Here is a 21,892-nt window from a genome sequence, read left to right as displayed (position 1 = left end):
TTGAGACAATAAGATAGATGCGAGTTGGATGCAAAAGAGAGGTTTTCGCTTGAAAGGCAGAGAATAGTTTATGGTGGATTTGACAATGGCAAGACTTCAGGAATTTATGATCGTCATCTACGCCCTCGGTCTTGTCTTCTATTTAATTGACTACTTTAAGAAACAGAAAGTGTTGCAACAGATCGCTTTCTGGTTAATCGTCACCGTCTGGGTCACGCAGAGCGCGATACTATTGCTATATATTATAGAAATGAATCGATTTCCTGTATTATCGCTTGTCGAAGGGATCTATTTTTATGTATGGCTGTTAGTGACGTTATCCATTGTATTCCAACTAATTTATAAAGTAAATTTCATGGTCTTTTTTACGAATATCATCGGATTCACCTTCTTAATGATTCATGTATTTTCTAACCTGAAATATTCTGAGTCCACAGTCGGGGAGTCACTCATATCGGAAGTATTATTTATTCATATTACGACTGCGATCCTCTCCTATGCCGTGTTTGCCTTAGCATTTGTTTTTGCGATATTGTATTTAATTGTTTATAAAGTTTTGAAGAAGAAAAAATGGTCAAAACAATTTTCCAGTTTGCCGAATTTGCATCAAACGATGATGGGAATGAAGATGTCCATTTATACTGGAATTCCGATATTATTCGTCAGTCTACTATTTGGAGTTCAGTGGGCCTATGTAGCGCTTGCCGATTGGTCGATTTGGGATGTTAAGATTATGGGATCATTTGCAGTACTCTTGGTCTATACTGGAGTCATTTATTTTCATCATAAAGGAAAGCTTCAGTCCATGGAGTTTGCCTGGATGACAGTTTTGGCATTTCTTTTTACGGTAGTGAATTTCTTTTTAGGCAGTACATTGTCTCAATTTCATTTATGGATTTAAGGAAGGAAGAGTATTGTGAGAAAAATTATTGTAGGTTCCCGAAGAAGTAAATTAGCATTGACACAAACGAACTGGTTCATTGATCAACTGAAGCAAGCAGGTGCGCCATTTGAGTTTGAGGTGAAAGAAATTGTTACGAAAGGCGATCAGATTTTAGATGTTATGCTGTCGAAAGTTGGCGGCAAAGGACTATTCGTCAAAGAAATCCAGCAGGCACTTTTTTCAAAAGAAATTGATTTTGCGGTACATAGTATGAAAGATATGCCGGCTGTTATTCCGGATGGTTTAACTGTTGGTTGTATTCCAGAGCGTGTAGATCCACGAGATGCCTACATTGCCAATGACCATGTTCGCTTCATGGACCTACCGATTGGTGCAGTTGTTGGTACATCCAGTCTGCGTCGTAGTTCACAGCTATTGATGCTACGCCCTGACTTAGAGATTAAATGGATTCGTGGTAACATCGATACACGTTTACGTAAGTTACAAGACATGGAGTACGACGCCATTATTTTAGCTGCAGCAGGGTTGAAGCGTATGGGTTGGAACGAGGATATTGTAACAGAATATCTTGCGCTTGATGATTGTATTCCTGCTGTTGGACAAGGTGCATTAGCTGTTGAATGTCGTGAAGATGATCAGGAACTATTGGATGAATTGTCTAAATTGACAGATCGTAAAACATGGGTAGAACTGGAAGCTGAACGTACTTTCCTTTCTGAAATGGATGGTTCATGTCAAGTACCAATCGCCGGATTTGCGACTTTCGATGGAAATGAAGTCGAATTGACTGGTTTTATTGCGTCTCCAGATGCGATTGAAGTTTTCCGTGAAACATTGAAAGGAACTGATCCTGTCCAGGTTGGTAAAGAAGTGGCGAAACTTCTGCGCGACCAAGGTGCCTCTGAAGTAATCGAGAAAGTGAAGGCGGAAATGGATGCGTAAAGCACTACCGTTAACAGGAGAAACGGTTATTTTTACAGGAACACCTAAATCTCCGGAAGCCGCTGAACTTGTCAAACAGTATGGCGGCTCTCCTGTTTCAATTCCACTTATTGAAGTGGAGGAAGTATTGAAGAAAGACGATCAGCAGCAACTTCAGCGGGCTCTGCAAGCGGATTGGCTTATTTTTACAAGTCAAAGTGCTGTGGGGGCTTTTCGATCAAAAATGGAACGTTTTCGATTTACATCGTCATCATTTAAGGGGAAAGTAGCTGCTGTGGGAACTCGGACAGCCGCCGCATTAGATAAGCTCGGCTTTTCTGTTTCATTCATTCCGACTGTTTTTAGCGCAGATGTCTTTGTCCGCCAATTTAAACCGAGTGAGTCGGAACAACTGAGTGTTGTGTTTTTAAAAGGGTCGTTGGCCGGTAGCTTGATACGCGAAGAATTGCCGTTTCATGTGACGGAATGGACTGTCTATGAAACGAAAAGCGCTACGAGTGCAATTGATAAATTGATTAAACAAATTACCCATAAAGAACAAGTTTCAGTTTTGTTCGCTAGTCCATCCGCGGTGGATGTTTTTGCTTCTCGTGTTGCACCTCTGACAACATGGAAAGGGTTTACGGTCTGTGCCATTGGGCATGTGACGGAACGTGCCCTATTGAAAATAGGAGCACCTGTTCATGTAAAGCCTGAAACGTACACATTAGTTGAGCTAGTTCACGCACTGGCCAAACGAAAGGAAGTTTTTTTAAATGAATCCAATTGAATTCAAGCGACATCGTCGACTTCGTACACATCCGACTGTACGTGCGATGGTGCGAGAGACCTCTATTAAAGCGGCTGACTTTATTTATCCGCTATTTGTCACGGAAGGTGAGAATATACGAAATCCCATCGCGTCGATGCCGGGTGTGGACCAATTTTCGATTGATTTATTGCTGAAAGAGACAGATGAAGTAGTGGATCTTGGCATTTCTTCCATCATTTTATTCGGCATTCCTTCCGGCAAAGATGCAGTTGGCTCAGGAGCTTATGATGATGAAGGGATCATTCAGCGTGCAACTCGTGCCGTGAAGGAGCGTCATCCGAACTTAGTTGTCGTTGCAGACACTTGTTTATGTGAATATACGGACCATGGACATTGTGGCGTTATTCACGGGATGGATGTGGATAATGACGCTAGCTTGGAGTTATTAGCAAAAACAGCGGTTAGCCAGGCGAAAGCAGGAGCTGATATTATTGCCCCGTCGAATATGATGGATGGTTTCGTAGCTGTGATTCGTCAAGCACTTGATGAAGCAGGATTCCAACATATTCCGATCATGTCGTATGCGGTGAAATATGCGTCTGCGTATTATGGTCCATTCCGTGATGCTGCGCAATCAACACCACAATTCGGTGATCGCAAGACCTATCAAATGGATCCAGCGAACCGAATGGAAGCGATGCGAGAAGCGGAATCTGATATTTTAGAAGGTGCCGACTTTTTGATCGTGAAACCCGCATTATCTTATTTAGATATTATTCGCGACGTGAAAAACCATGTATTGTTGCCAGTTGTAGCGTATAACGTCAGCGGCGAATATGCGATGGTAAAAGCAGCCGCTCAAAATGGCTGGGTCGATGAGAAGAAAATTGTTTTAGAAACGTTGACAAGTATGAAGCGTGCAGGCGCAGACATTATTATGACGTATCATGCAAAAGACGCTGCTCGCTGGCTGGAGGAGAACTAATTGGGAAGAACTTATACGAAATCTGAACAAGCATTCAAGAAAGCTGTCGATTTATTGCCGGGCGGAGTCAATTCACCTGTTCGGGCATTTAAATCTGTAAATATGGACCCAATCTTCATGGAGAGTGGAAAAGGCGCGATCATCAAGGACATTGATGGCAATGAATATATCGATTATGTTCTATCATGGGGACCCCTCATTTTAGGACATACCGATCCAGATGTTGTGTCGGCAATTCAGAAAGTTGCCGAAACGGGGACAAGCTTTGGTGCGCCTACGTTAGTCGAGAATGAACTCGCAGAAATCGTCATTGATCGTGTGCCATCCATTGAAATGGTGCGCATGGTATCTTCAGGTACAGAAGCGACAATGAGTGCGCTTCGCTTGGCGCGTGGCTACACAGGACGCAATAAAATCTTAAAGTTCGAAGGTTGCTATCATGGGCATGGTGACTCTTTATTGATCAAAGCGGGGTCTGGTGTGGCAACATTAGGTTTGCCGGATAGTCCGGGTGTTCCTGAATCGATTGCACAAAATACGATTACAGTAGCTTATAATGACTTGGAAAGTGTTAAAGCGGCATTCGAGCAATTTGGAGATGATTTGGCTGGAGTCATTGTGGAGCCAGTAGCCGGTAATATGGGAGTAGTCGCTCCAGAACCAGGTTTCCTTGAAGGCTTGCGTGAACTGACGACTGCGAATGGTACATTATTGATTTTTGATGAAGTCATGACAGGTTTCCGTGTAGGATATAATTGTGCGCAAGGTCATTTTGGTATTTCTCCTGATTTGACATGTCTTGGTAAAGTAATCGGTGGCGGATTGCCAGTCGGTGCGTATGGTGGGAAACGTGAAATCATGGAGAACATCGCACCTGCTGGAACGGTCTATCAGGCAGGTACGTTGTCTGGGAATCCACTTGCCATGACTGCGGGGATTGAGACATTGAAAAAATTGACTCCGCAATCATATGATCGTTTTATTCAATTGGGCGATCAATTAGAGGCAGGTTTCCGGGAAGCTGCATCGGCGAATGGCATTCCACATACAGTTAATCGTGCAGGCTCGATGATTGGATTCTTCTTCACCAATGAACGTGTCTACGATTATGAGCAAGCTAAAACGTCTGATTTGGAGCTATTTGCGGAATACTATCGTTTGATGGCTGAAGAAGGCATTTTCTTGCCGCCTTCCCAGTTCGAAGGTATGTTCTTGTCTGCGGCTCATACGGAAGAGCATATTGCGAAAACGGTAGAGGCTTTCCATACGGTATTTGGGAAGTTGAAAAGATCATAAAGATGTTATGTAGAACGCTGAGTGAACTTCGCTCAGCGTTTTTTTGCGTGTACGATAAGTGCAGACCAAGATAGGAGCGAATAGCTCGGTCTGTTGAGTGTTTCGCTCGGATCAACAGGACATACGCTCGGTAAGCGTTGACTTTGGCTCGGTAACATAGTGGAATGGCTCGTTCATTGTAGAGTTTGGAGCGGTTGTCGGAGTTTTTGGCGCGTTGGACAAATAGTTCGATGACACGGAAAAATTCCCTCTACCTTTTTTAATGTATTACAACGGTACTACTTCTAATCGCTTCAGTAATTTCATATAGTAGCCTGAGTTAAGAAAAGGAGTGAAGCGGATTGACTACACATGAATGGAAATTACACGAAACATTTTATTTTCCTGCTGAGTATGGTGCTTTTTCAGAAGCTGCTGAACTAAAGGTGACGCCTGGTTTTACGGAGGATCGAACGGAAGATGCGATCCGTTTACAGGGTATTTATCATATTGCTGCAAATGTCTTATTTGACCAAGACAAGCCTGTTGAGTCGTCTAAAGAGGATCGATTGGTCATTGATGATGTGGAAGTAGAAAATGGCAAAGGGTATTTTGAGTATGCCGTTCCGTTGAATGTGGATTTACCATCAGATATTGCAGGTTCACTTGATCTACAGGTTAAAGAAGTACGCGCCGAACAGCTTGAAGATGGAGGTTTGCGTTTAGAATGGGCAGTACATTTAGAGGATGCAGCCGCTTTACTAGAAGAGCCTATTTCGACGGAAGAACCAGTAGTTCAGACAGTTGACGAAACGAAACAAGCGACTCAAATTGCTGTGGAATCTACTTCGCATTTAGAATTTTTGGCTGCTGCAGACAAGGCCGTTGAAAATGGTCAAAAAGAAATGGAAGACTTTCTCCTGTACATCGCCGAACTGGATGACGATGTGACGAGAAAGATCTTCCATTCAAATAATGTTTTTATAGAAGCAGAACGACAGACTAGCGAGGAGACAGAATAATAAAAAGTCGCCAGTTGTGGGAACGATTAATAAGCGGATCAATTGAAACACTGTGAGCGGAAATATACAGCCTTTGCAATAAAACCTTGTCTTTCGTAGCCAAGGGGGCAATAAGTAGGGGTTATAACCTCTTCGCAAAATACACCATCCTTTCTTAGTTCATTGAAGTAAAACTTGACGTTCCTATCCACCTTCCCATATAATAATGGGTGATTAGGATAAAGATGCGAAGAATAGGAAAGTACATGTGATGAGTTTTCTCCAGAGAGGGTACGATAGCTGGAACGTACCTGAAAACGGCAGATGGAAAGTCCCCTATGAGCAGTTTCTGTGAAATCTAGTAGCAGAAGCCGGTGAGAACCGTTAACAAAGATTAAGATGCATGCTTTTTAGCGTTCATAAATAAAGGTGGTACCACGAGCTCCTTCGTCCTTTACCCGGGATGGATGGGCTTTTTTGTATCCCTTTTTTTACCTTAAGGAGGAACTAATATGACAGATGAACTAACAATGCCGACAAAATATGATCCACAAGCCGTTGAGAATGGCTGCTATGATTGGTGGTTGCAAGGGAAATATTTCGAAGCGGATGTGAAAAGCGAGAAAGAACCCTATACGATCGTCATTCCGCCTCCCAACGTTACGGGCCGACTTCATTTGGGGCACGCTTGGGATACAACGTTACAAGATATGCTCATTCGAATGAAGCGTATGCAAGGATATGACGCCCTTTGGTTACCAGGAATGGACCACGCTGGTATTGCAACACAGGCGAAAGTTGAAGAAAAGCTACGGTCAGAAGGTGTAACGCGCTACGATTTAGGGCGTGAAAAATTTGTACAAGAAACATGGAAGTGGAAAGAAGAATATGCTAGCCACATCCGTGCTCAATGGGCGAAGCTTGGCCTTGCGCTTGATTACTCACGTGAACGTTTTACATTGGATGAAGGACTATCTAAAGCGGTCCGTGAAGTATTCGTTAAATTGTACAATAAAGGCTTGATTTATCGCGGTGAGTATATCATCAACTGGGACCCTGCCACGAAAACAGCGTTATCCGATATTGAGGTTATTCATAAAGACGTTCAGGGTGCATTCTATCATATGCGCTACCCATTGACAGACGGTACAGGATCTATCGAAATTGCGACCACTCGTCCGGAAACGATGCTAGGCGATACGGCGGTTGCTGTCCATCCTGATGATGAGCGGTATCAACATTTGATTGGGAAAATGGTTAAATTGCCAATTGTCGATCGTGAAATTCCAATTGTGGCAGATGACTATGTGGAAATGGACTTCGGTAGTGGCGCAGTGAAAATCACACCGGCTCATGATCCGAATGACTTTGAAGTAGGGAATCGTCATAACTTGCCACGTGTACTTGTTATGAACGAAGACGGTACGATGAATAAGATGGCTGGTACGTATGAAGGTATGGATCGTTTCGAGTGCCGTAAGCAAATTGTGAAAGACCTGCAAGAAATGGGTGTTTTATTCGAAATTGAAGAACATTCACATTCCGTTGGTCACTCTGAGCGAAGTGGAGCCGTTGTTGAGCCTTATTTATCGACACAATGGTTCGTTAAGATGCAGCCACTTGCTGAAGAAGCGATTAATTTGCAGAAGAAAGAAGAAGAAAAAGTTCATTTTGTTCCGGAACGTTTTGAAAAGACATATCTTGGTTGGATGGAAAATATTCACGACTGGTGTATTTCTCGTCAACTTTGGTGGGGACACCGCATTCCAGCTTGGTACCATAATACTACGGGTGAAATCTATGTCGGCCAAGAAGCTCCAGCAGATGAAGAAAACTGGACGCAGGACAACGACGTACTCGACACATGGTTCTCATCAGCACTGTGGCCGTTCTCGACAATGGGTTGGCCGGACGTAAACAGCGAAGAGTTCAAGAAGTACTATCCGAACGATACCCTTGTTACAGGATATGATATTATCTTCTTTTGGGTGTCCCGCATGATTTTCCAAGCACTCGAATTTACCGAAGAGCAGCCATTTAAGGATGTCTTGATCCATGGTCTAGTGCGTGCGGAAGACGGGCGAAAAATGTCTAAATCTCTTGGTAACGGTGTGGATCCGATGGACGTCATCGACCAATATGGTGCGGATGCATTGCGTTACTTCCTAGCGACTGGTTCTTCGCCAGGTCAGGATTTGCGTTATTCTACGGAAAAAGTCGAAGCCATCTGGAACTTTGCCAATAAAATTTGGAATGCCTCTCGTTTTGCGTTGATGAATATGGATGGTATGACCTATGAAGAAATCAACTTAACTGGTGAGAAATCTGTTGCGGATGCATGGATCCTAACTCGTCTGAATGAAACGATTGAACAAGTTACAAACTTGGCCGATCGTTACGAATTTGGAGAAATGGGTCGCGCATTGTATAACTTCATTTGGGATGATTTCTGCGATTGGTATATTGAGATGGCGAAATTGCCATTGTACGGCGAAGACGAAGTAGCGAAGAAGACGACTCGTTCCGTACTTGCGTATGTCCTGGACAATACGATGCGTCTATTGCACCCACTCATGCCGTTTATCACAGAAGAAATCTGGCAGAACCTTCCACATGAAGGGGAGTCGATTACCGTTGCGAAATGGCCGGTAGTGGACGCAGCTCTTTCTGACGCATCACGTGCGACGCATATGAAGCTGTTAATGGACATCATTCACGCAGTACGGAATATCCGTGCGGAAGTGAATACACCGATGAGCCGCAAAGTCGACTTGTATATTTCCGCAAAAGATGAAGCAACAGTGGCTGTACTTGAAGCGAACCGCCAATATATTGAGCGCTTCTGTAATCCGGAAACGTTAACGATTGGCGTACAAGTAAATGCACCAGGTAAGACGATGTCGGCTGTAGTGACAGGTGCAGAACTGTTCTTGCCACTTGAAGGATTAATCGATATTGATGAAGAAATTGCTCGTTTAACGAAAGAGCTTGCGAAGTGGGAAGGCGAAGTGAAACGAGTTCAAGGGAAATTATCCAATGAACGCTTTACTGCGAAAGCGCCTGCGGCAGTTGTAGAGGAAGAACGTGCAAAAGAGCAGGATTATTTGGAGAAGCGTGCGGCGGTTGAGCGACGTATTGTGGAACTGAAGGAAATTTAATAATTGAGGGAAAACATCCGGTGAGTATTTTATCTACAGCCGGATGTTTTTTTGTTTAGGAAGAATATTTTCTATCAAAGACTTATATATGATCTGTGGCAAGCCAAAAGACGACTAGACCGAGCAAAACCTCTGCGGAAGCGCTCTAAACCTTGCGCGTACCGAGCTAAAGTCGAGCTGAACCGCTCCAAACCTTAAATGTACCGAGCGAAACCTCCGTAGAACCGCTCCAAAGCCTTCTCGGTTTAAGAATAAGACTTCGCTTGTTACTTTTCCAATCGTTCTTTTACATAACACATCAATTTTTCGGCTACTGAAAAATCATGTGTTACATACAGTGATCTAGCACCAACGGGGTCCTCAATTTCATTGAGTAACCAGCTGCCTTTAGTAGGGAGTAAGAAATCGATACCGATATAATCACTGTGGATTGCCTGAGCGATTGTTTGTACTTGTTTCGTTTGAGTTTCGTCCAGCACGTATTTCTCTACTGATCCACCTAACGTAAAGTTTGATTTAAAGGAATTCGATCCAGTACGCTTTACTGCACCTACCACATTTTCGCCAAGCATAAACACACGGACGTCTTGTGCCTCAGCCTCAATAAATGGCTGAGCAATGAGTTCTTTTCGTTCATAGCCACGTAGTACTTCGTCAACCTCTTTATGAGTATGACATAAGAAAACTTCTTTTCCTCCATAACCTCCCCGTGTTTTCAGTACGAGAGGTAATTCGGGCAATTGTTGATCGAGACGATAAGTAGGAACCGTGGGAATTCCAAGCAAAGAAGCTAATTCAAATGTTCGCATTTTATCATTGGCGATCTCTTGGACTGCAGACCGGTTAAACAGGTGATAGCCAGTCTGCTCTAGCTCGTTTGCCAATTTAGGATTGCGGTCTCGGAATAAAATAAAATCGAATGAATCAGTTGGTGGTTCGGTGATCAGTACCAACTGAATCCCGATTTGTTCTGATTCTTTCTGCAAATCCTCAATAAATGTTTGGTTTCGTTCCGCTTCCATCGCGTTATAATAGACGGCACCTTTCATCCAAGCTTCCTCAATATGTAGGAGATCATCGCATCTGCAACATTAATGCCTGTAACGTTCAATAAATTGCGAATATGAGCTGCACCATTTACTTCACAGACGAGCGGCTCTTCATTCACTCCAAACAGCAGATCAACACCTGCAAATTCCGCACCTACTGCCTGAGCAGCACGCAATGCTAGGGACTTTTGCTCAATTGTCAGTTCCACGACTTCCGCAACGCCTCCATTCGTAATATTCGCCCGGAAATCGGTATGTGAATGGCGGTACATGGCGGCAACCACCTGATCACCCACGATATTGACACGCAAATCTCGACCTCTACTAGATTCAATGAACTCTTGGAATACATAATCCACTCCACGCAATTCATCGACTTTTTCATAGAAACACTCTTCAGACTCGATCAAGTATACCTTCATACCAAACGAACCATGACCTTCTTTAATAATTAATGGCAAACCAAGTGTGGATAAAACTTGTTCATAGTATCCACTATCGCGAATTGTAAAGTTTGCATAGACTTTCGGCGCAATAATCGTCTTCGGCATCGGTATTCCATGTTTCGCAAGTTCTAAATATTGTTTTGCTTTATTGTCACATGTTTCGATTACGTCTGGATCATTAAAGACAGGTATTCCTGCTTGCTTTAGAAAACTAGCGAGCAATGTATCTTTATCAAGAAACACGACAAAATCAGGTTGATCTTGTATTCGTTCTTGCAAATTCATTTGAACTTCGTAGTTTTTCAGTATGTTTGCTTTCACTCCTGCACGCTCTGCGGCTTCTTGAACGAGACGAGCTTGATCAGCAAATTTATCACTTATCAGACTCCCGTTATATATCACCCAACAACTTTTCAATCCTCACGCCACCTTTGATATAATAGGTTCATACAGTAATTTTAGCACAGGAGGAATTTCTTTGATTCCAAAACTTGATGAATATAAAAAACAATTTGAACTAGAGAGCGATGATTCGATTAAACTAGGACTGGACGCGGTGAGAGTAGCGCTTGCGAAAGTGGGACATCCAGAAAAAGACTTGCAGATCATTCATGTCGCTGGAACGAACGGGAAAGGTTCGACAATTGCGGTGATGGAAGCAGTTTTGCGGGCGCATGGGTATACGACAGGTGTGTTTTCATCGCCAGCAATCTATGATATACATGACCAAATACGACTAAATGGATCCCCTATTTCACAAGATCTCTTGGCGTCCATTTTTATGGAGATGAAAACAGCTGGCTTGAGCGGAACATTAACAGACTTTGAATTATTGACAGTGGCTGCGTTGTTAGCGTTTCGAAAAGTTGCTCCTGACTATTGTTTAATTGAAGCCGGAATGGGCGGCAAGTTGGACAGTACTAACGTCGTGAGACCATTAGTGTCTGTTATTACTTCAATTGCACTTGACCATACAGGGTTCCTAGGTCATACCATTCAAGAAATTACGGAACACAAAGCGGGGATTATAAAACCCGGAACTCCCGTGATTATTGGGGATTTACCGAATGAAGCAGAAGCAGTTGTGGAAGAAACAGCCCAACGCAATAGAAGTCGTTTAGTTGAATATGGAAGAGACTTTGTTATGGGATTAAATAGAAACGTATATTTTAAAGGAATAGCAACCTTTGAACTACCATCACGAAAAATGAAAGGACCTCACCAAGCTATCAATCATGCGGTTGCTTTGGAAGCCTTGTTGCAAGCAGGTATTTCATTGGAGCAAGAATTAGTTGCAAAAGCAATTGCAAACGTTCAGCTGCCATTCCGATTTCAAAAAATCAATGACAAAGTCTATATCGATGGTGCTCATAATCCAGCTGCTGCTCGTATGTTAGTTCGGACGATAGAAGAAGAGTTTCCGGGGGAGACAGTGGATTGGGTAGTGGGAATGTTGAATACGAAAGATTATGCGGAAACCTTGAAAATTTTGGCGCTTGTAGCAAATAGCTTTACGTTTGTTGATTTTCCACATCCTCAGGCAGCGAGAGCGGAGGATTTGCAGGCGGTTTGTCCGATTTCACACAACAAAATTGTTTCAATGGAAGAAATAGACCTTAAAAGTACCGAAAAATACAAAAAATTTGTTGTAGGGTCACTTTACTTGTTGAGTAGTTTAATGAGACAATAGGCTTAATAGCGAACGATATATTTTGTATAATAAGACAAACAAGGTATTTAGTTTTAGGTCGTATCGTAGGATAGCATGATAGGAAAAGTTATTGAGGAAGGTGGAGAATCATGAGAGCGAACAATGAAAATGGTATGACGCTGGTCGAGATTTTGGCGGCACTTGTGATTCTTGGTATTGTATTTATCAGCTTCATGACAATTTTTCCTCAGATGAATAATTTTAATAATAAGACAGAGACGAAGTTAGTTTCAATGAACTTAGCTAAAAAAGAATTGCAAGAAATTAAAAAAGATTCATCTAAATTATCAGAAGAAAATAAGGTTGAAGGTACTGCTAATTTGTATAAATATTCAATAGGGGAGAAAAATCAGTATGAATGTGAAGTGGAATATACAGAAACACCTGATTTGAATAAAAACTCTTCTGATAAATCTGTAGCATTAAATAAGATTCAAATTAGTGTAAAAAAAGACGGGAAATTAATAAGTGAAACTTTCGGATATCTGGTAAGTGAGTAACGAGGAGGCCGACTATGAAAAATAATGAGGGTGGAATGACATTAATAGAAGTTTTAGCTACACTCGTTTTACTATCCTTGATTTCTGGAATTATTTGGTCTGCTATTTTGATATCTACTAAATTTAACATAGCAGAAAATTCAACTCTCCATTTACAACAAGAATCTAATTATATAATTGCAGAGCTTCAAAGAATTCATAGAAAATGCGATTCTTATACAATAGCTATTACAAAAAATGCTATAGAAGTTAGTGAGTGCAAAAATGATAAACTAGAAAATCTTCCTGAATACATTGGGGTTATTAGTCAGGGATATGAATATGGTCCAGAAATTACTGAGATAGTAACGCCGGCAAAAGATGATTTAAGAATAAATAATTTAATACTAACTGACACTCTCAATTCAGAACGAAATAGGAAAAGGCACGTTGAAGTTAGTACTGTTATATCTAGATATATAACTGAAGATGGAACAAATTAACTGATAAGTATTTGTCACAACACTTAAAAAGGCGGTGTTTTTGATGAAAAAAGTAGGTGAAGAACAGGGGTATGCACTAGTTATAGTTTTATTTTTAATCGTTTTTATTATGACAATCACCGCTGTATTTATGCGAGGTTCGCTTAGTAATGCAAAACAAGAGAATGTTGTAAATGTTAATCATCTATCTTATGTAGCTGCAGAGATGGGTGTAGATTATTATAAGAATAAATTCACAAATAAGTTTTATGAAGTGAGAGATGTAATTTGGAATGAAGAAGTAACAAATTATAAGAATGAAGTAACAAATAAAGATTATAAAGGCGATCCAGTAGAGACTGCTAGAGATTATGAAAAAGTGATACGTGAAAAAATTGTGATTAAATTAAAAGAAGAAAGTAGTACAGCTTCTCCTTCTAATACTTATTTCAGTGGAAAAGGACAGAATTTTGCTGTTTGCGAGCCTGCAAATCTTTGTGATTCAAATAATGTCATTATAATAAAGGGTGATGTTATCGGTGATTACAAAGATGGTAAAGTGGCGGAACTAGACCTTACATTGTTATTTGAAGTTCCTGAATTGATAAGTTCACTCGAAGATGGAGAATCTAGTGATGGAGATGGTGGATCTGGGGAGCTGTTTGCTCCATTTGCTAAATATAAATTAATAGAACAACAAGTGGAAAAAATTTCCGCTATAAATATAACCAATGAATCTAACTATCAGCAAGACGAAAATTTCAGCAATAAATCGAATATAAATATAAATAGAAAAGAAAATGTTCAACTTGGCCAATTTCAAAGTAATAAGGGGTCAGTTACTATCAGTGCAGAAGGTGGAGTCTCAACAAAAGGGATTTTTGGAAATGATAATATGAATATTTCATCTAATAGTAGAGTGGAAACCGGAAAAATTCAAGACAATACACAATCGTTAAAAATATCCGCTCAACGAAAAGTTCAAGTGAAAGAAAATTTATATAATAATGCAAACGTGAATATTAAAACTAATGGTGGATTTCAAGTAGATGGGCAAATTTCAGAAAATGATGGAACGTTGATAATTCAATCTTCTGATAAATTTCAATCAGGCATTATTGCCAGAAATGAAAGAGTGAATATATTAACCAATGGAGAGTTTCAATCTGGTTCAATAGAAGGAAATAAGTTCAGTCTAGATATCGAAGCTTCTGAAGGGTTTGAGTCAGGACAAATTATCTCGAATGGAACAACGAATATCCAAACTAGTGGCAAGTTTCAATCAGGATTGATTGAACAAAATAATAGTGGACTTACAATCAAATCAAAGGATGGGTTTCAATCAGGAAATCTTCAATATAATACAAATGTCTCTATAGATACATTTGGTGAATTTCAAGCTAATATAATTATTGGAAACAAGGAAAAAATTGTACTAAATTCAATTGGTAAATTTCAAGCAAAAGAACATATTCAAGATAATATTAATATGGAAATCCAAACTAACAGTAGTTTTCAAGCGAAAAGACTATACGGGAATAAAACTATAAAGATATTTAGTAATGATAAATTTCAGATAGATGATAAAATTCAAGATAACCATGATCTATTGATTTTAACAAATGGTGAATTTGAGACTAATGGCGTTATTTACGGAAATAAAGGTATTGAAATTCATAGTAAAGAAAAATTTCAAACAAAGAATATCCAGGATAACTCGAATCTTAAAATTGTTGCATACAAAGACTTTCAAGCTGAAAATATTTATTTGAAAAGCAATTCTATGATTTGTGTTGGCGGTGAATATCAAGCTAACCATTTATCTACTGAAGGAAATAGCGCTGTATATGTTCTTGATAAAAAATATGCAACAAAATCGAATATTAAACACTTGGAAAAAGCAGAATGGGAAACTACATGTGGGGCGTCTTTTGTAGATGGAGAGATAGATCTTCCTGCTCTCAATGAAAACGCTAAATGGGAAGATCCTAAAATAGAAGTTAACTATTAATTCAACAAGTTAACACCCCATTAATATCCCAATGAAAAGGTGGTCACCCAATGAAACGAAAACTATACACAATCAGCCTACTCTGGGCAGCCGCACTCCTAGCCCTATCCACCCTATTTGTCCAAGACACATACGCAGGAGATGGCTTCTTCTCAAATATCAAACGTTTCGGCAAGCACACGTATGTCGGGCCGTTTGATATTTCGAAACAGAGTCGAAAAAAAGCGAAAGAGAAGTTGACGTCGGATTTCACAGAACTTGATCAGAATCTCGCAGTGGAGCTACTCGTACAAGACCACGCTGTCAAAGTGCCATCCGAAGTGGTGACATTCGAGGTGGACGCTACATTGAGCCAGGCTGCTTCTGGCCAGGATAATCCTTTAATTGCGAATGTATCGCGTGATGGAGTACGTACGGTCTTAAAGCAAAACTTTGACTCGCTGACATTCTCTGAAAATGATGTAGAAACGATTTCTAGTAAAATTGAAGAAAATGTCCGAAGTGGTATTATGCCGCAACGTATTCATTTACCTGAGCATGTGCCTGGTCTTTATTCTCAAACACAGACAGTCGCTTCATCTACGTATACTATTGACGAGCTACCTAAAGGGTTGCGATTAATCATGGAGGAACTGAATGGTACGGAAATTCAGCCGAACTCGACATTTTCTTTTAAGGAATTTGTCGAAGGAAAAGAAATGGCTAGCGCGAATGATGTCCAATTGACCATTATGTCGTCTATGCTGTATGCGGCCGCTTTGCAGACAAACTGGATTATTGATGAGCGAAATATTAGTAGTGAACTAACAGCGGAAGTTCAACCGGGATTCGAAGCAGCGATCAATCGCAAGTTGGGACTAGACTTCATGTTCTCCAATCCAAACCAAACCGTTTTCACCATTCATACAAAGTGGACAAACTCTCAGCTGGAACTGACAATCGAAGGGCTTCCTTTCGTGCATTCGTATGAACCGGTAGTGGAAGGGCTGACAACATATGAGCCGAAAACAGTCATTCGCTACAGTGCTTTCGTTACTCCAGGAGTTGTGGACGTTGCAGATATCGGTAAAAAGGGATTGGAAGCAACAGTCAAACGGAAAGTGTTGCTAAATGGTTCATTAGAAGACTTTGAAGATATATCAGTAGACTTCTATGCTCCACAGCCGAGAATTGAACGTCATCATTTGATTCAATCAGAAAATACGAATGGCGGAAATAGTAATGGGGGTAACGAGGGAAGTTCTGGCAGTACGGATGGAAATTCTTCAAGCACTAACGATTCAGGAAGCAATTCATCAGGTTCCGGTACGTCCTCAGGGAAACCATCAAGCGGGAGTAATTCCGATAATCCGGACATATCTGATGGAAAAGATGACGATGAAGTGATTTACGACAAAGGCGGCAATATCATGAAGTTCGATAAAAATGGTAATCCGATTGACTGATAGAGGAGGATGTAGATGGCAACGACTAGAAAACGTCTCGGAGATTTATTAATAGAGTCCGGTTTATTGACCGATGAACAACTAATGAGCACGTTGAAGGAAAAGCCTCGAGATCAGCGACTGGGTGATGCGTTATTGCAACGTGGATACATTACTGAGCAACAGTTAATTGAAGTATTGGAATTCCAGCTAGGGATTCCTCACGTCAATTTATTTCGCTATCCATTTGACCCGAAACTCTTCAATATTGTTCCGAAAGGTTTGGCAAAACAGAACTTAATTGTGCCGTTAAAAAAGGACGGGGATAAATTATTCGTCGCCATGGCGGACCCGATGGACTACAATACAATTGAAGATTTGCGCTTATCGACGGGCTTTCATATTGAAACAGCGATTGCTTCTAAAGATGATATTACGCGAACGATTACAAGATATTATGATGAAGAAGTGTTCGATGACTTACTATTTGAAGAGCCGGAAAGACAGGCGCAACAGCAACAAGAAGAAATCGTCGATATGGATTCACCAGTCGTTCGTCTCGTCAATCAAATCATTTCGAGTGCGGTTTCTATGAAGGCAAGTGATATTCATATTGACCCGCAGGAACACCAAGTCGTCATCCGTTTTCGAATTGATGGGAAATTGCAGACAGAGCGTGTGTTGCCGAAACATATGCAATCCTCTCTCATCGCTCGAATTAAGATCATGGGAAATTTGAACATTACTGAATCAAGAATTCCGCAAGATGGTCGGATTAAGGTGACAATTGATTTTAGACCCATTGACTTGCGATTATCTAGTTTACCAACAGTTTTCGGAGAGAAAATTGTCATGCGGATATTGGACTTGAGTAGTTCCTTGAACGACTTGGCGAAACTTGGGTTCGGCCATACAAATTTGCAATCCTTTTTAAGAGAAATTGAAAAACCGAACGGAATTATTTTGATCTCTGGTCCCACAGGTTCAGGGAAGTCTTCTACGCTGTACGCGGCATTGAACCGTTTGAATGGGGAAGATGTGAATATTATCACGATTGAAGATCCTGTGGAGTATCAACTGGAAGGCATTAACCAAATTCAAGTGAATACTAATGTTGGCTTGTCTTTTGCAGCTGGACTACGATCGATTTTACGTCAAGATCCCGATATTGTGATGGTGGGGGAAATCCGTGATAAGGAAACGGTGGAAATTGCGATTCGTGCTTCTTTGACGGGGCATTTAGTTTTAAGCACAATTCATACAAATGATTCCGTCGCATCCATTTCCCGTTTGCTTGATATGGGGGTGGAACCGTTCTTGTTGACGGCTTCATTGAATGCGGTTGTGGCACAGCGTTTGATCCGCAGAGTGTGTCGGGATTGCGGAACTAGACAACAAGCGACTGAGCGAGAAAAAGAAATTTTCGCGAGACATGGCATGACAATTGAAGAAATCAATCGAGGACCGGGTTGTCCAGTCTGTAATCTGACCGGCTACAAAGGTCGAATTGCGATACATGAAGTTCTCATCATTACACCTGAGATGCGGGATGCGATCAACCGAAATGAATCGCCGAGTATATTACGTACGATTGCAGAAAAAAGTAATACGATTTTTCTGATAGACGATGGGTTAGAAAAAGTAAAGCAGGGCATTACAACTACTGAGGAAGTGTTGCGAGTAGCCTTGATGGAATAGGGGTGTAGGCAATGCCACAACGAATTGACCAATTACTGACCGAAGCCTTTCAAATGAAAGCTTCCGATATTCACTTGACTGTAGGTGTACCGCCAGTTTTCCGTGTCCATGGCGAATTGAAACGCTACGGGGAGACGCCACTAACTGAAGAGATTACGAGAGAAATTGCTTACCGAACGGTTCCAGAAAAAATGTTGCCTGCGTTTAAAGAAGTAGGGCAAATCGACTATTCTTATGAAATAGCAGAAGTATCCCGTTTTCGGGTAAATGCATTCCAGCAACGCGGTGCCATTTCATTGGCATTCCGGACAATCCCGACGAAAATTCCTACGATTGATGATTTGCAGATGCCACCTACTTTAAAAAATCTTTCCGGTACACCGCAAGGGCTAATTTTGGTGACAGGACCTACTGGGTCAGGGAAATCAACGACACTTGCTGCGATGATTCGCTATATGAATGAAACGATGCGGAAACACATTATTACATTAGAAGATCCAATTGAGTATATGCATGATCACGGGACTTCTATTATTGATCAGCGAGAGGTCGGATTTGATACAATTTCATTCGCGGATGGATTACGTGCAGCGTTGCGTCAAGATCCTGACGTGATACTCGTTGGAGAGATGCGAGATTTAGAGACGATTTCTACCGCAATTACGGCAGCGGAGACAGGCCACTTAGTCCTCGCGACATTGCATACATGGAGTGCTGCTTCGACTATTGATCGGATTATCGATGTCTTTCCGCACGGGCAACAGTCGCAAATTCGGGTGCAATTGGCCGGTGTGTTGACAGCGGTTATTTCACAACGTCTTTTCCAAACATCTGATAAACGAGGAAGACGTGCGGCAACTGAAATCATGATTAATAATCCTGCCGTTTCCAATTTAATTCGTTCTGAAAAAGTGCATCAAATTCCGAATGTAATCCAGACCAATCGTTCGTTAGGGATGCATATGATGGAAAATTCGGTTAAGAACTTGATGGATCAAGGAATTATTTCGTATGACATTGCAATGCCATATTTGCAGGGAGATGACTGACTGTGGCCCGTTTTACATATGAAGGACGTGATTCGAAGGCGATTCGACGTGGCACGATTGTGGCGGACAATAAGCGAGATGCCGCCATTAAGCTAAAGAATCAAGGGATTCGTGTCGTCAATCTTTCGGAACAGCCAGAAACCGTGTTGACGAAAGATATCATGATCGGAAAACCAGTCAAACGTGAGCAACTGATCATGTTTCTGCGTCAATTTTCCACTTTGCTGCAGGCGGGCGTGACGATTGTCGATGCGGTTCGTATCCTGTCCTTGCAAGTGGAGCAGCCTGCTTTTAAGAAGATTTTGATCTCTATTCAGGAAGATTTACGTAAAGGTACCTCGTTATCGGATGCATTGGCAAAGCACCCAAAAGCATTTGAACCATTTGTCTTACATATGATCAATGCAGGTGAATTGTCTGGTACAGTCGACGAATCACTCGATCGGTTGGCAGATCATTTTGAAAAATCTTATCGTACGAGACAGAAAGTAGTATCTGCTTTAGCTTATCCGGTTGTTGTAGGGATTGTGGCTGTTGGAGTCGTCATTTTCCTTTTGTCATTCGTTGTACCGATGTTTGTGGATATGTTTGAGGGAATTGGCGGAGAATTGCCTTGGCTAACGCTGTTCGTTCTTGCAGCAAGTGATTGGTTGCAGAATTACTGGTATGTACTTTTACTCCTCGTAACAGCGATAGTGGTAGGAATATTGATGTTGCGGAATAATCCACAAGGCAAGTATGTTCTGGATTCATTTTTATTGCGAATGCCGATTTTCGGGGATATCGTCAAGAAGTCGTCGCTAGCTATGATGACTCGTACGCTTAGTTCCATGTTCTCCAGTTCCGTACCTATCTTACAGTCATTAGCTATGACAGAGCGAGTTATTGGTAATAAAGTGATTTCAAAAGTGATTGGTGAGTCGAGGCAATCCATGGAACGAGGGGGATCTCTGACAGAACCAATGATGAACCATTGGGCATTTCCTCCTCTTATCCCGCATATGATTGCAATCGGAGAACAAACAGGGTCTTTAGACTCCATGTTAGCAAAAGTGGCAGACTTCTATGAAAAAGAGGTAGAGGCTGCAACAGAACGATTAAAGGCGTTAATAGAGCCAATTATGATTGTTGTGCTCGCTGCTATAGTAGGGACTATTGTCTTGGCAATTATGATTCCGATGTTTAGTATGTTTGAGCAGATAGATAGTTTGTAATGGTTTTGACACTTTTTCAATTAATAAATTGATTAATTTAGCATTTACTAGTTTTAATTTCCTAGAAACTCTGCTATACTATATCCATAGAGTAAGAAAAACAGAGGAGGAAATGATATGAAAAAGTTTCTACAAAAGAAATTGAAAAATGAAAAAGGTTTGACGCTAGTTGAATTGCTTGCGGTTATTGTGATTTTGGGAATTATTGCTGCGATTGCGGTGCCGGCTATTGGAGGGATTATTAATAATTCTAAAGTTGGTGCTATGAAATCAGATATTCTTAATGCTGTTAGTGCAGCTGAATTGTATGTTGTTGATAATCCGGAAGCTGAAACCGTTTCGTTAGAAAATCTTCAAGGGACAGGAACGGACGCTAAAAATGCAGCATATATTAGTGAAGTTGGCGGTTTAAAATCATTTTCATATGCAGTAACTACTAAATTAACTACAGCAACAGCTACGAAAGATAAAATTACTGTTACAGCTACATCGGCACCTAAAAAAGATATAGTAGATCTTAAAAATGGAGCTAAAACTGGCGAAGGTACTGCTACTGTCAAGGTTACAAGGTAGTTACATTAAACAATAGGTATCAGGTCTCCACACGGTCTGGAAACTTTTTAGATAATTATGTTATGTAATATTGTTCAAATAAAGATCCTGTAGGAGTTTTGTCTGCAGGATCTTTTTTTAATCAATAAAATAATTGTTATTTTAATAGTTGGTGCTGGTTATATATTTGCCGTATAAAAATACATGGGTAGTAGTAAAGAAGTGTTGAGGAACAGAAAATTTAGCTATATTTTTAGTTAGCTAAAGGAGAGGTCTACATGAGAGAACTATTTTTCGATAAGAGGGGACTGACACTCATTGAACTGCTTGCGGTAATAGTTATTCTTGGAATTATAGCCGCTATTGCAGTACCTTCGATATCAAATTTAGTGGATAATTCTCGTATTAAAGCAACGAAGGACGCGGCAATATTAGGAATACGATCTGCTGATTTATATTTTGTGGATAATCCACACCCACTCGGACATGTGAACTCAGTAAATTTAACAGCTTTAGTGGACTTGGGGTATTTAGAAGGTGGTATGGGGCTCTTAGATAACTCAGTTTATTTTGCAGATGAACAACCTACAAGAATTTGTGGTGCTTTATATATAAAGAATAAACCTTTAACAAATGAAAATATAATTAAATTTTACAAAGCGACTACAGAGGAAATATTAGATAGTGGCAATTCGTTACATGTGGGAAATACAACTTGTGGAGATAATGAAGTGCCGCCAGCGAAAAGTTAGGTATATCAC

The 21,892-nt window shown here is 40.9% G+C and carries 19 protein-coding genes and 1 other annotated feature; of the genes, 17 read left to right on the top strand and 2 right to left on the bottom strand.

Annotated features, from left to right (window positions below; translation table 11 throughout):
- Positions 1 to 70 precede the first annotated feature (70 nt).
- The 7 genes from GD002_RS12525 to GD002_RS12495 all read left to right on the top strand — a co-directional run bounded on the left by GD002_RS12525 (position 71) and on the right by GD002_RS12495 (position 9,016).
- The gene (locus GD002_RS12525; protein WP_153732699.1) at positions 71 to 901 is read left to right on the top strand and encodes a cytochrome c biogenesis protein; all 831 of its coding nucleotides are present in this window, start codon (positions 71 to 73) and stop codon (positions 899 to 901) included.
- Between the two features lie 15 nt (positions 902 to 916).
- Positions 917 to 1,846 (top strand): hydroxymethylbilane synthase, encoded by a 930-nt coding sequence (gene hemC / locus GD002_RS12520; protein WP_153732698.1) that lies wholly within the window; start codon positions 917 to 919, stop codon positions 1,844 to 1,846.
- Positions 1,839 to 2,615: a uroporphyrinogen-III synthase gene (locus GD002_RS12515; RefSeq protein ID WP_153732697.1), complete on the top strand. Its 777-nt coding sequence runs from the start codon at positions 1,839 to 1,841 to the stop codon at positions 2,613 to 2,615. Before hemC ends, GD002_RS12515 begins: the two co-directional genes overlap by 8 nt.
- Positions 2,602 to 3,582: a porphobilinogen synthase gene (hemB, locus tag GD002_RS12510; protein WP_153732696.1), complete on the top strand. Its 981-nt coding sequence runs from the start codon at positions 2,602 to 2,604 to the stop codon at positions 3,580 to 3,582. The genes GD002_RS12515 and hemB overlap by 14 nt, the downstream gene beginning before the upstream one ends.
- Positions 3,583 to 4,878 (top strand): glutamate-1-semialdehyde 2,1-aminomutase, encoded by a 1,296-nt coding sequence (gene hemL, locus GD002_RS12505; RefSeq protein ID WP_153732695.1) that lies wholly within the window; start codon positions 3,583 to 3,585, stop codon positions 4,876 to 4,878.
- Between the two features lie 341 nt (positions 4,879 to 5,219).
- Entirely contained in the window at positions 5,220 to 5,879 is a 660-nt protein-coding gene (locus GD002_RS12500) for a hypothetical protein (protein WP_153732694.1), read from the top strand.
- Between the two features lie 220 nt (positions 5,880 to 6,099).
- Positions 6,100 to 6,316: a binding site (T-box leader), on the top strand.
- Positions 6,317 to 6,370: 54 nt separating this feature from the next.
- Entirely contained in the window at positions 6,371 to 9,016 is a 2,646-nt protein-coding gene (locus tag GD002_RS12495) for a valine--tRNA ligase (RefSeq protein ID WP_153732693.1), read from the top strand.
- Between the two features lie 266 nt (positions 9,017 to 9,282).
- On the opposite strand, the gene GD002_RS12490 is transcribed toward GD002_RS12495, so the two are convergent.
- Complete coding sequence (locus GD002_RS12490) at positions 9,283 to 10,065, bottom strand: ATP-grasp domain-containing protein (RefSeq protein ID WP_153732692.1); 783 nt, start codon at positions 10,063 to 10,065, stop codon at positions 9,283 to 9,285.
- Positions 10,062 to 10,928 carry an ATP-grasp domain-containing protein gene (locus GD002_RS12485; RefSeq protein ID WP_153732691.1) on the bottom strand — a complete coding sequence of 289 codons (867 nt, stop codon included), beginning with the start codon at positions 10,926 to 10,928 and terminating at the stop codon, positions 10,062 to 10,064. The genes GD002_RS12490 and GD002_RS12485 overlap by 4 nt, the downstream gene beginning before the upstream one ends.
- A gap of 61 nt (positions 10,929 to 10,989) precedes the next feature.
- Here GD002_RS12485 and GD002_RS12480 point away from each other — a divergent pair, with 61 nt between their 5' ends.
- The 10 genes from GD002_RS12480 (at position 10,990) to GD002_RS12435 (ending at position 21,883) form a co-directional block, all read left to right on the top strand.
- Positions 10,990 to 12,201, top strand: a complete 1,212-nt coding sequence (locus GD002_RS12480; RefSeq protein WP_194841589.1) for a bifunctional folylpolyglutamate synthase/dihydrofolate synthase — start codon at positions 10,990 to 10,992, stop codon at positions 12,199 to 12,201.
- Between the two features lie 110 nt (positions 12,202 to 12,311).
- Positions 12,312 to 12,722: a type IV pilus modification PilV family protein gene (locus GD002_RS12475; RefSeq protein ID WP_153732689.1), complete on the top strand. Its 411-nt coding sequence runs from the start codon at positions 12,312 to 12,314 to the stop codon at positions 12,720 to 12,722.
- Positions 12,723 to 12,736: 14 nt separating this feature from the next.
- The gene (locus GD002_RS12470; RefSeq protein ID WP_153732688.1) at positions 12,737 to 13,204 is read left to right on the top strand and encodes a PulJ/GspJ family protein; all 468 of its coding nucleotides are present in this window, start codon (positions 12,737 to 12,739) and stop codon (positions 13,202 to 13,204) included.
- Between the two features lie 43 nt (positions 13,205 to 13,247).
- Positions 13,248 to 15,194 carry a hypothetical protein gene (locus GD002_RS12465; protein WP_153732687.1) on the top strand — a complete coding sequence of 649 codons (1,947 nt, stop codon included), beginning with the start codon at positions 13,248 to 13,250 and terminating at the stop codon, positions 15,192 to 15,194.
- A gap of 50 nt (positions 15,195 to 15,244) precedes the next feature.
- Entirely contained in the window at positions 15,245 to 16,639 is a 1,395-nt protein-coding gene (locus GD002_RS12460; RefSeq protein WP_153732686.1) for a VanW family protein, read from the top strand.
- A 15-nt stretch (positions 16,640 to 16,654) separates the two neighbouring features.
- The gene (locus GD002_RS12455; RefSeq protein ID WP_153732685.1) at positions 16,655 to 18,316 is read left to right on the top strand and encodes a GspE/PulE family protein; all 1,662 of its coding nucleotides are present in this window, start codon (positions 16,655 to 16,657) and stop codon (positions 18,314 to 18,316) included.
- A gap of 11 nt (positions 18,317 to 18,327) precedes the next feature.
- A complete protein-coding gene (locus tag GD002_RS12450) occupies positions 18,328 to 19,365 on the top strand; it encodes a type IV pilus twitching motility protein PilT (protein ID WP_153732684.1) in 1,038 nt (345 codons plus the stop codon).
- A 2-nt stretch (positions 19,366 to 19,367) separates the two neighbouring features.
- Entirely contained in the window at positions 19,368 to 20,579 is a 1,212-nt protein-coding gene (locus GD002_RS12445) for a type II secretion system F family protein (RefSeq protein WP_153732683.1), read from the top strand.
- Between the two features lie 117 nt (positions 20,580 to 20,696).
- Positions 20,697 to 21,152: a type II secretion system protein gene (locus tag GD002_RS12440; protein ID WP_153732682.1), complete on the top strand. Its 456-nt coding sequence runs from the start codon at positions 20,697 to 20,699 to the stop codon at positions 21,150 to 21,152.
- 257 nt (positions 21,153 to 21,409) lie between these two features.
- Positions 21,410 to 21,883, top strand: a complete 474-nt coding sequence (locus tag GD002_RS12435) for a pilus assembly FimT family protein (protein ID WP_153732681.1) — start codon at positions 21,410 to 21,412, stop codon at positions 21,881 to 21,883.
- The last annotated feature ends 9 nt before the right edge of the window (positions 21,884 to 21,892 follow it).

The organism is Sporosarcina obsidiansis, from assembly GCF_009651005.1.
GTDB lineage: Bacteria > Bacillota > Bacilli > Bacillales_A > Planococcaceae > Sporosarcina > Sporosarcina obsidiansis.
This window is presented reverse-complemented; position numbering and strand designations above follow the sequence as displayed.

Bases quoted from the DNA above. Each gene is read 5' to 3' on its own strand.
- GD002_RS12450 (WP_153732684.1), top strand. From the start codon at position 18,328: ATGCCACAACGAATTGACCAATTACTGACCGAAGCCTTTCAAATGAAA.
- GD002_RS12515 (WP_153732697.1), top strand. From the start codon at position 1,839: ATGCGTAAAGCACTACCGTTAACAGGAGAAACGGTTATTTTTACAGGA.
- GD002_RS12470 (WP_153732688.1), top strand. From the start codon at position 12,737: ATGAAAAATAATGAGGGTGGAATGACATTAATAGAAGTTTTAGCTACA.
- GD002_RS12435 (WP_153732681.1), top strand. From the start codon at position 21,410: ATGAGAGAACTATTTTTCGATAAGAGGGGACTGACACTCATTGAACTG.
- GD002_RS12455 (WP_153732685.1), top strand. From the start codon at position 16,655: ATGGCAACGACTAGAAAACGTCTCGGAGATTTATTAATAGAGTCCGGT.
- GD002_RS12465 (WP_153732687.1), top strand. From the start codon at position 13,248: ATGAAAAAAGTAGGTGAAGAACAGGGGTATGCACTAGTTATAGTTTTA.
- GD002_RS12525 (WP_153732699.1), top strand. From the start codon at position 71: ATGGTGGATTTGACAATGGCAAGACTTCAGGAATTTATGATCGTCATC.
- hemB (WP_153732696.1), top strand. From the start codon at position 2,602: ATGAATCCAATTGAATTCAAGCGACATCGTCGACTTCGTACACATCCG.
- GD002_RS12440 (WP_153732682.1), top strand. From the start codon at position 20,697: ATGAAAAAGTTTCTACAAAAGAAATTGAAAAATGAAAAAGGTTTGACG.
- GD002_RS12490 (WP_153732692.1), bottom strand. From the start codon at position 10,065: ATGAAAGGTGCCGTCTATTATAACGCGATGGAAGCGGAACGAAACCAA.
- GD002_RS12475 (WP_153732689.1), top strand. From the start codon at position 12,312: ATGAGAGCGAACAATGAAAATGGTATGACGCTGGTCGAGATTTTGGCG.
- GD002_RS12460 (WP_153732686.1), top strand. From the start codon at position 15,245: ATGAAACGAAAACTATACACAATCAGCCTACTCTGGGCAGCCGCACTC.
- GD002_RS12495 (WP_153732693.1), top strand. From the start codon at position 6,371: ATGACAGATGAACTAACAATGCCGACAAAATATGATCCACAAGCCGTT.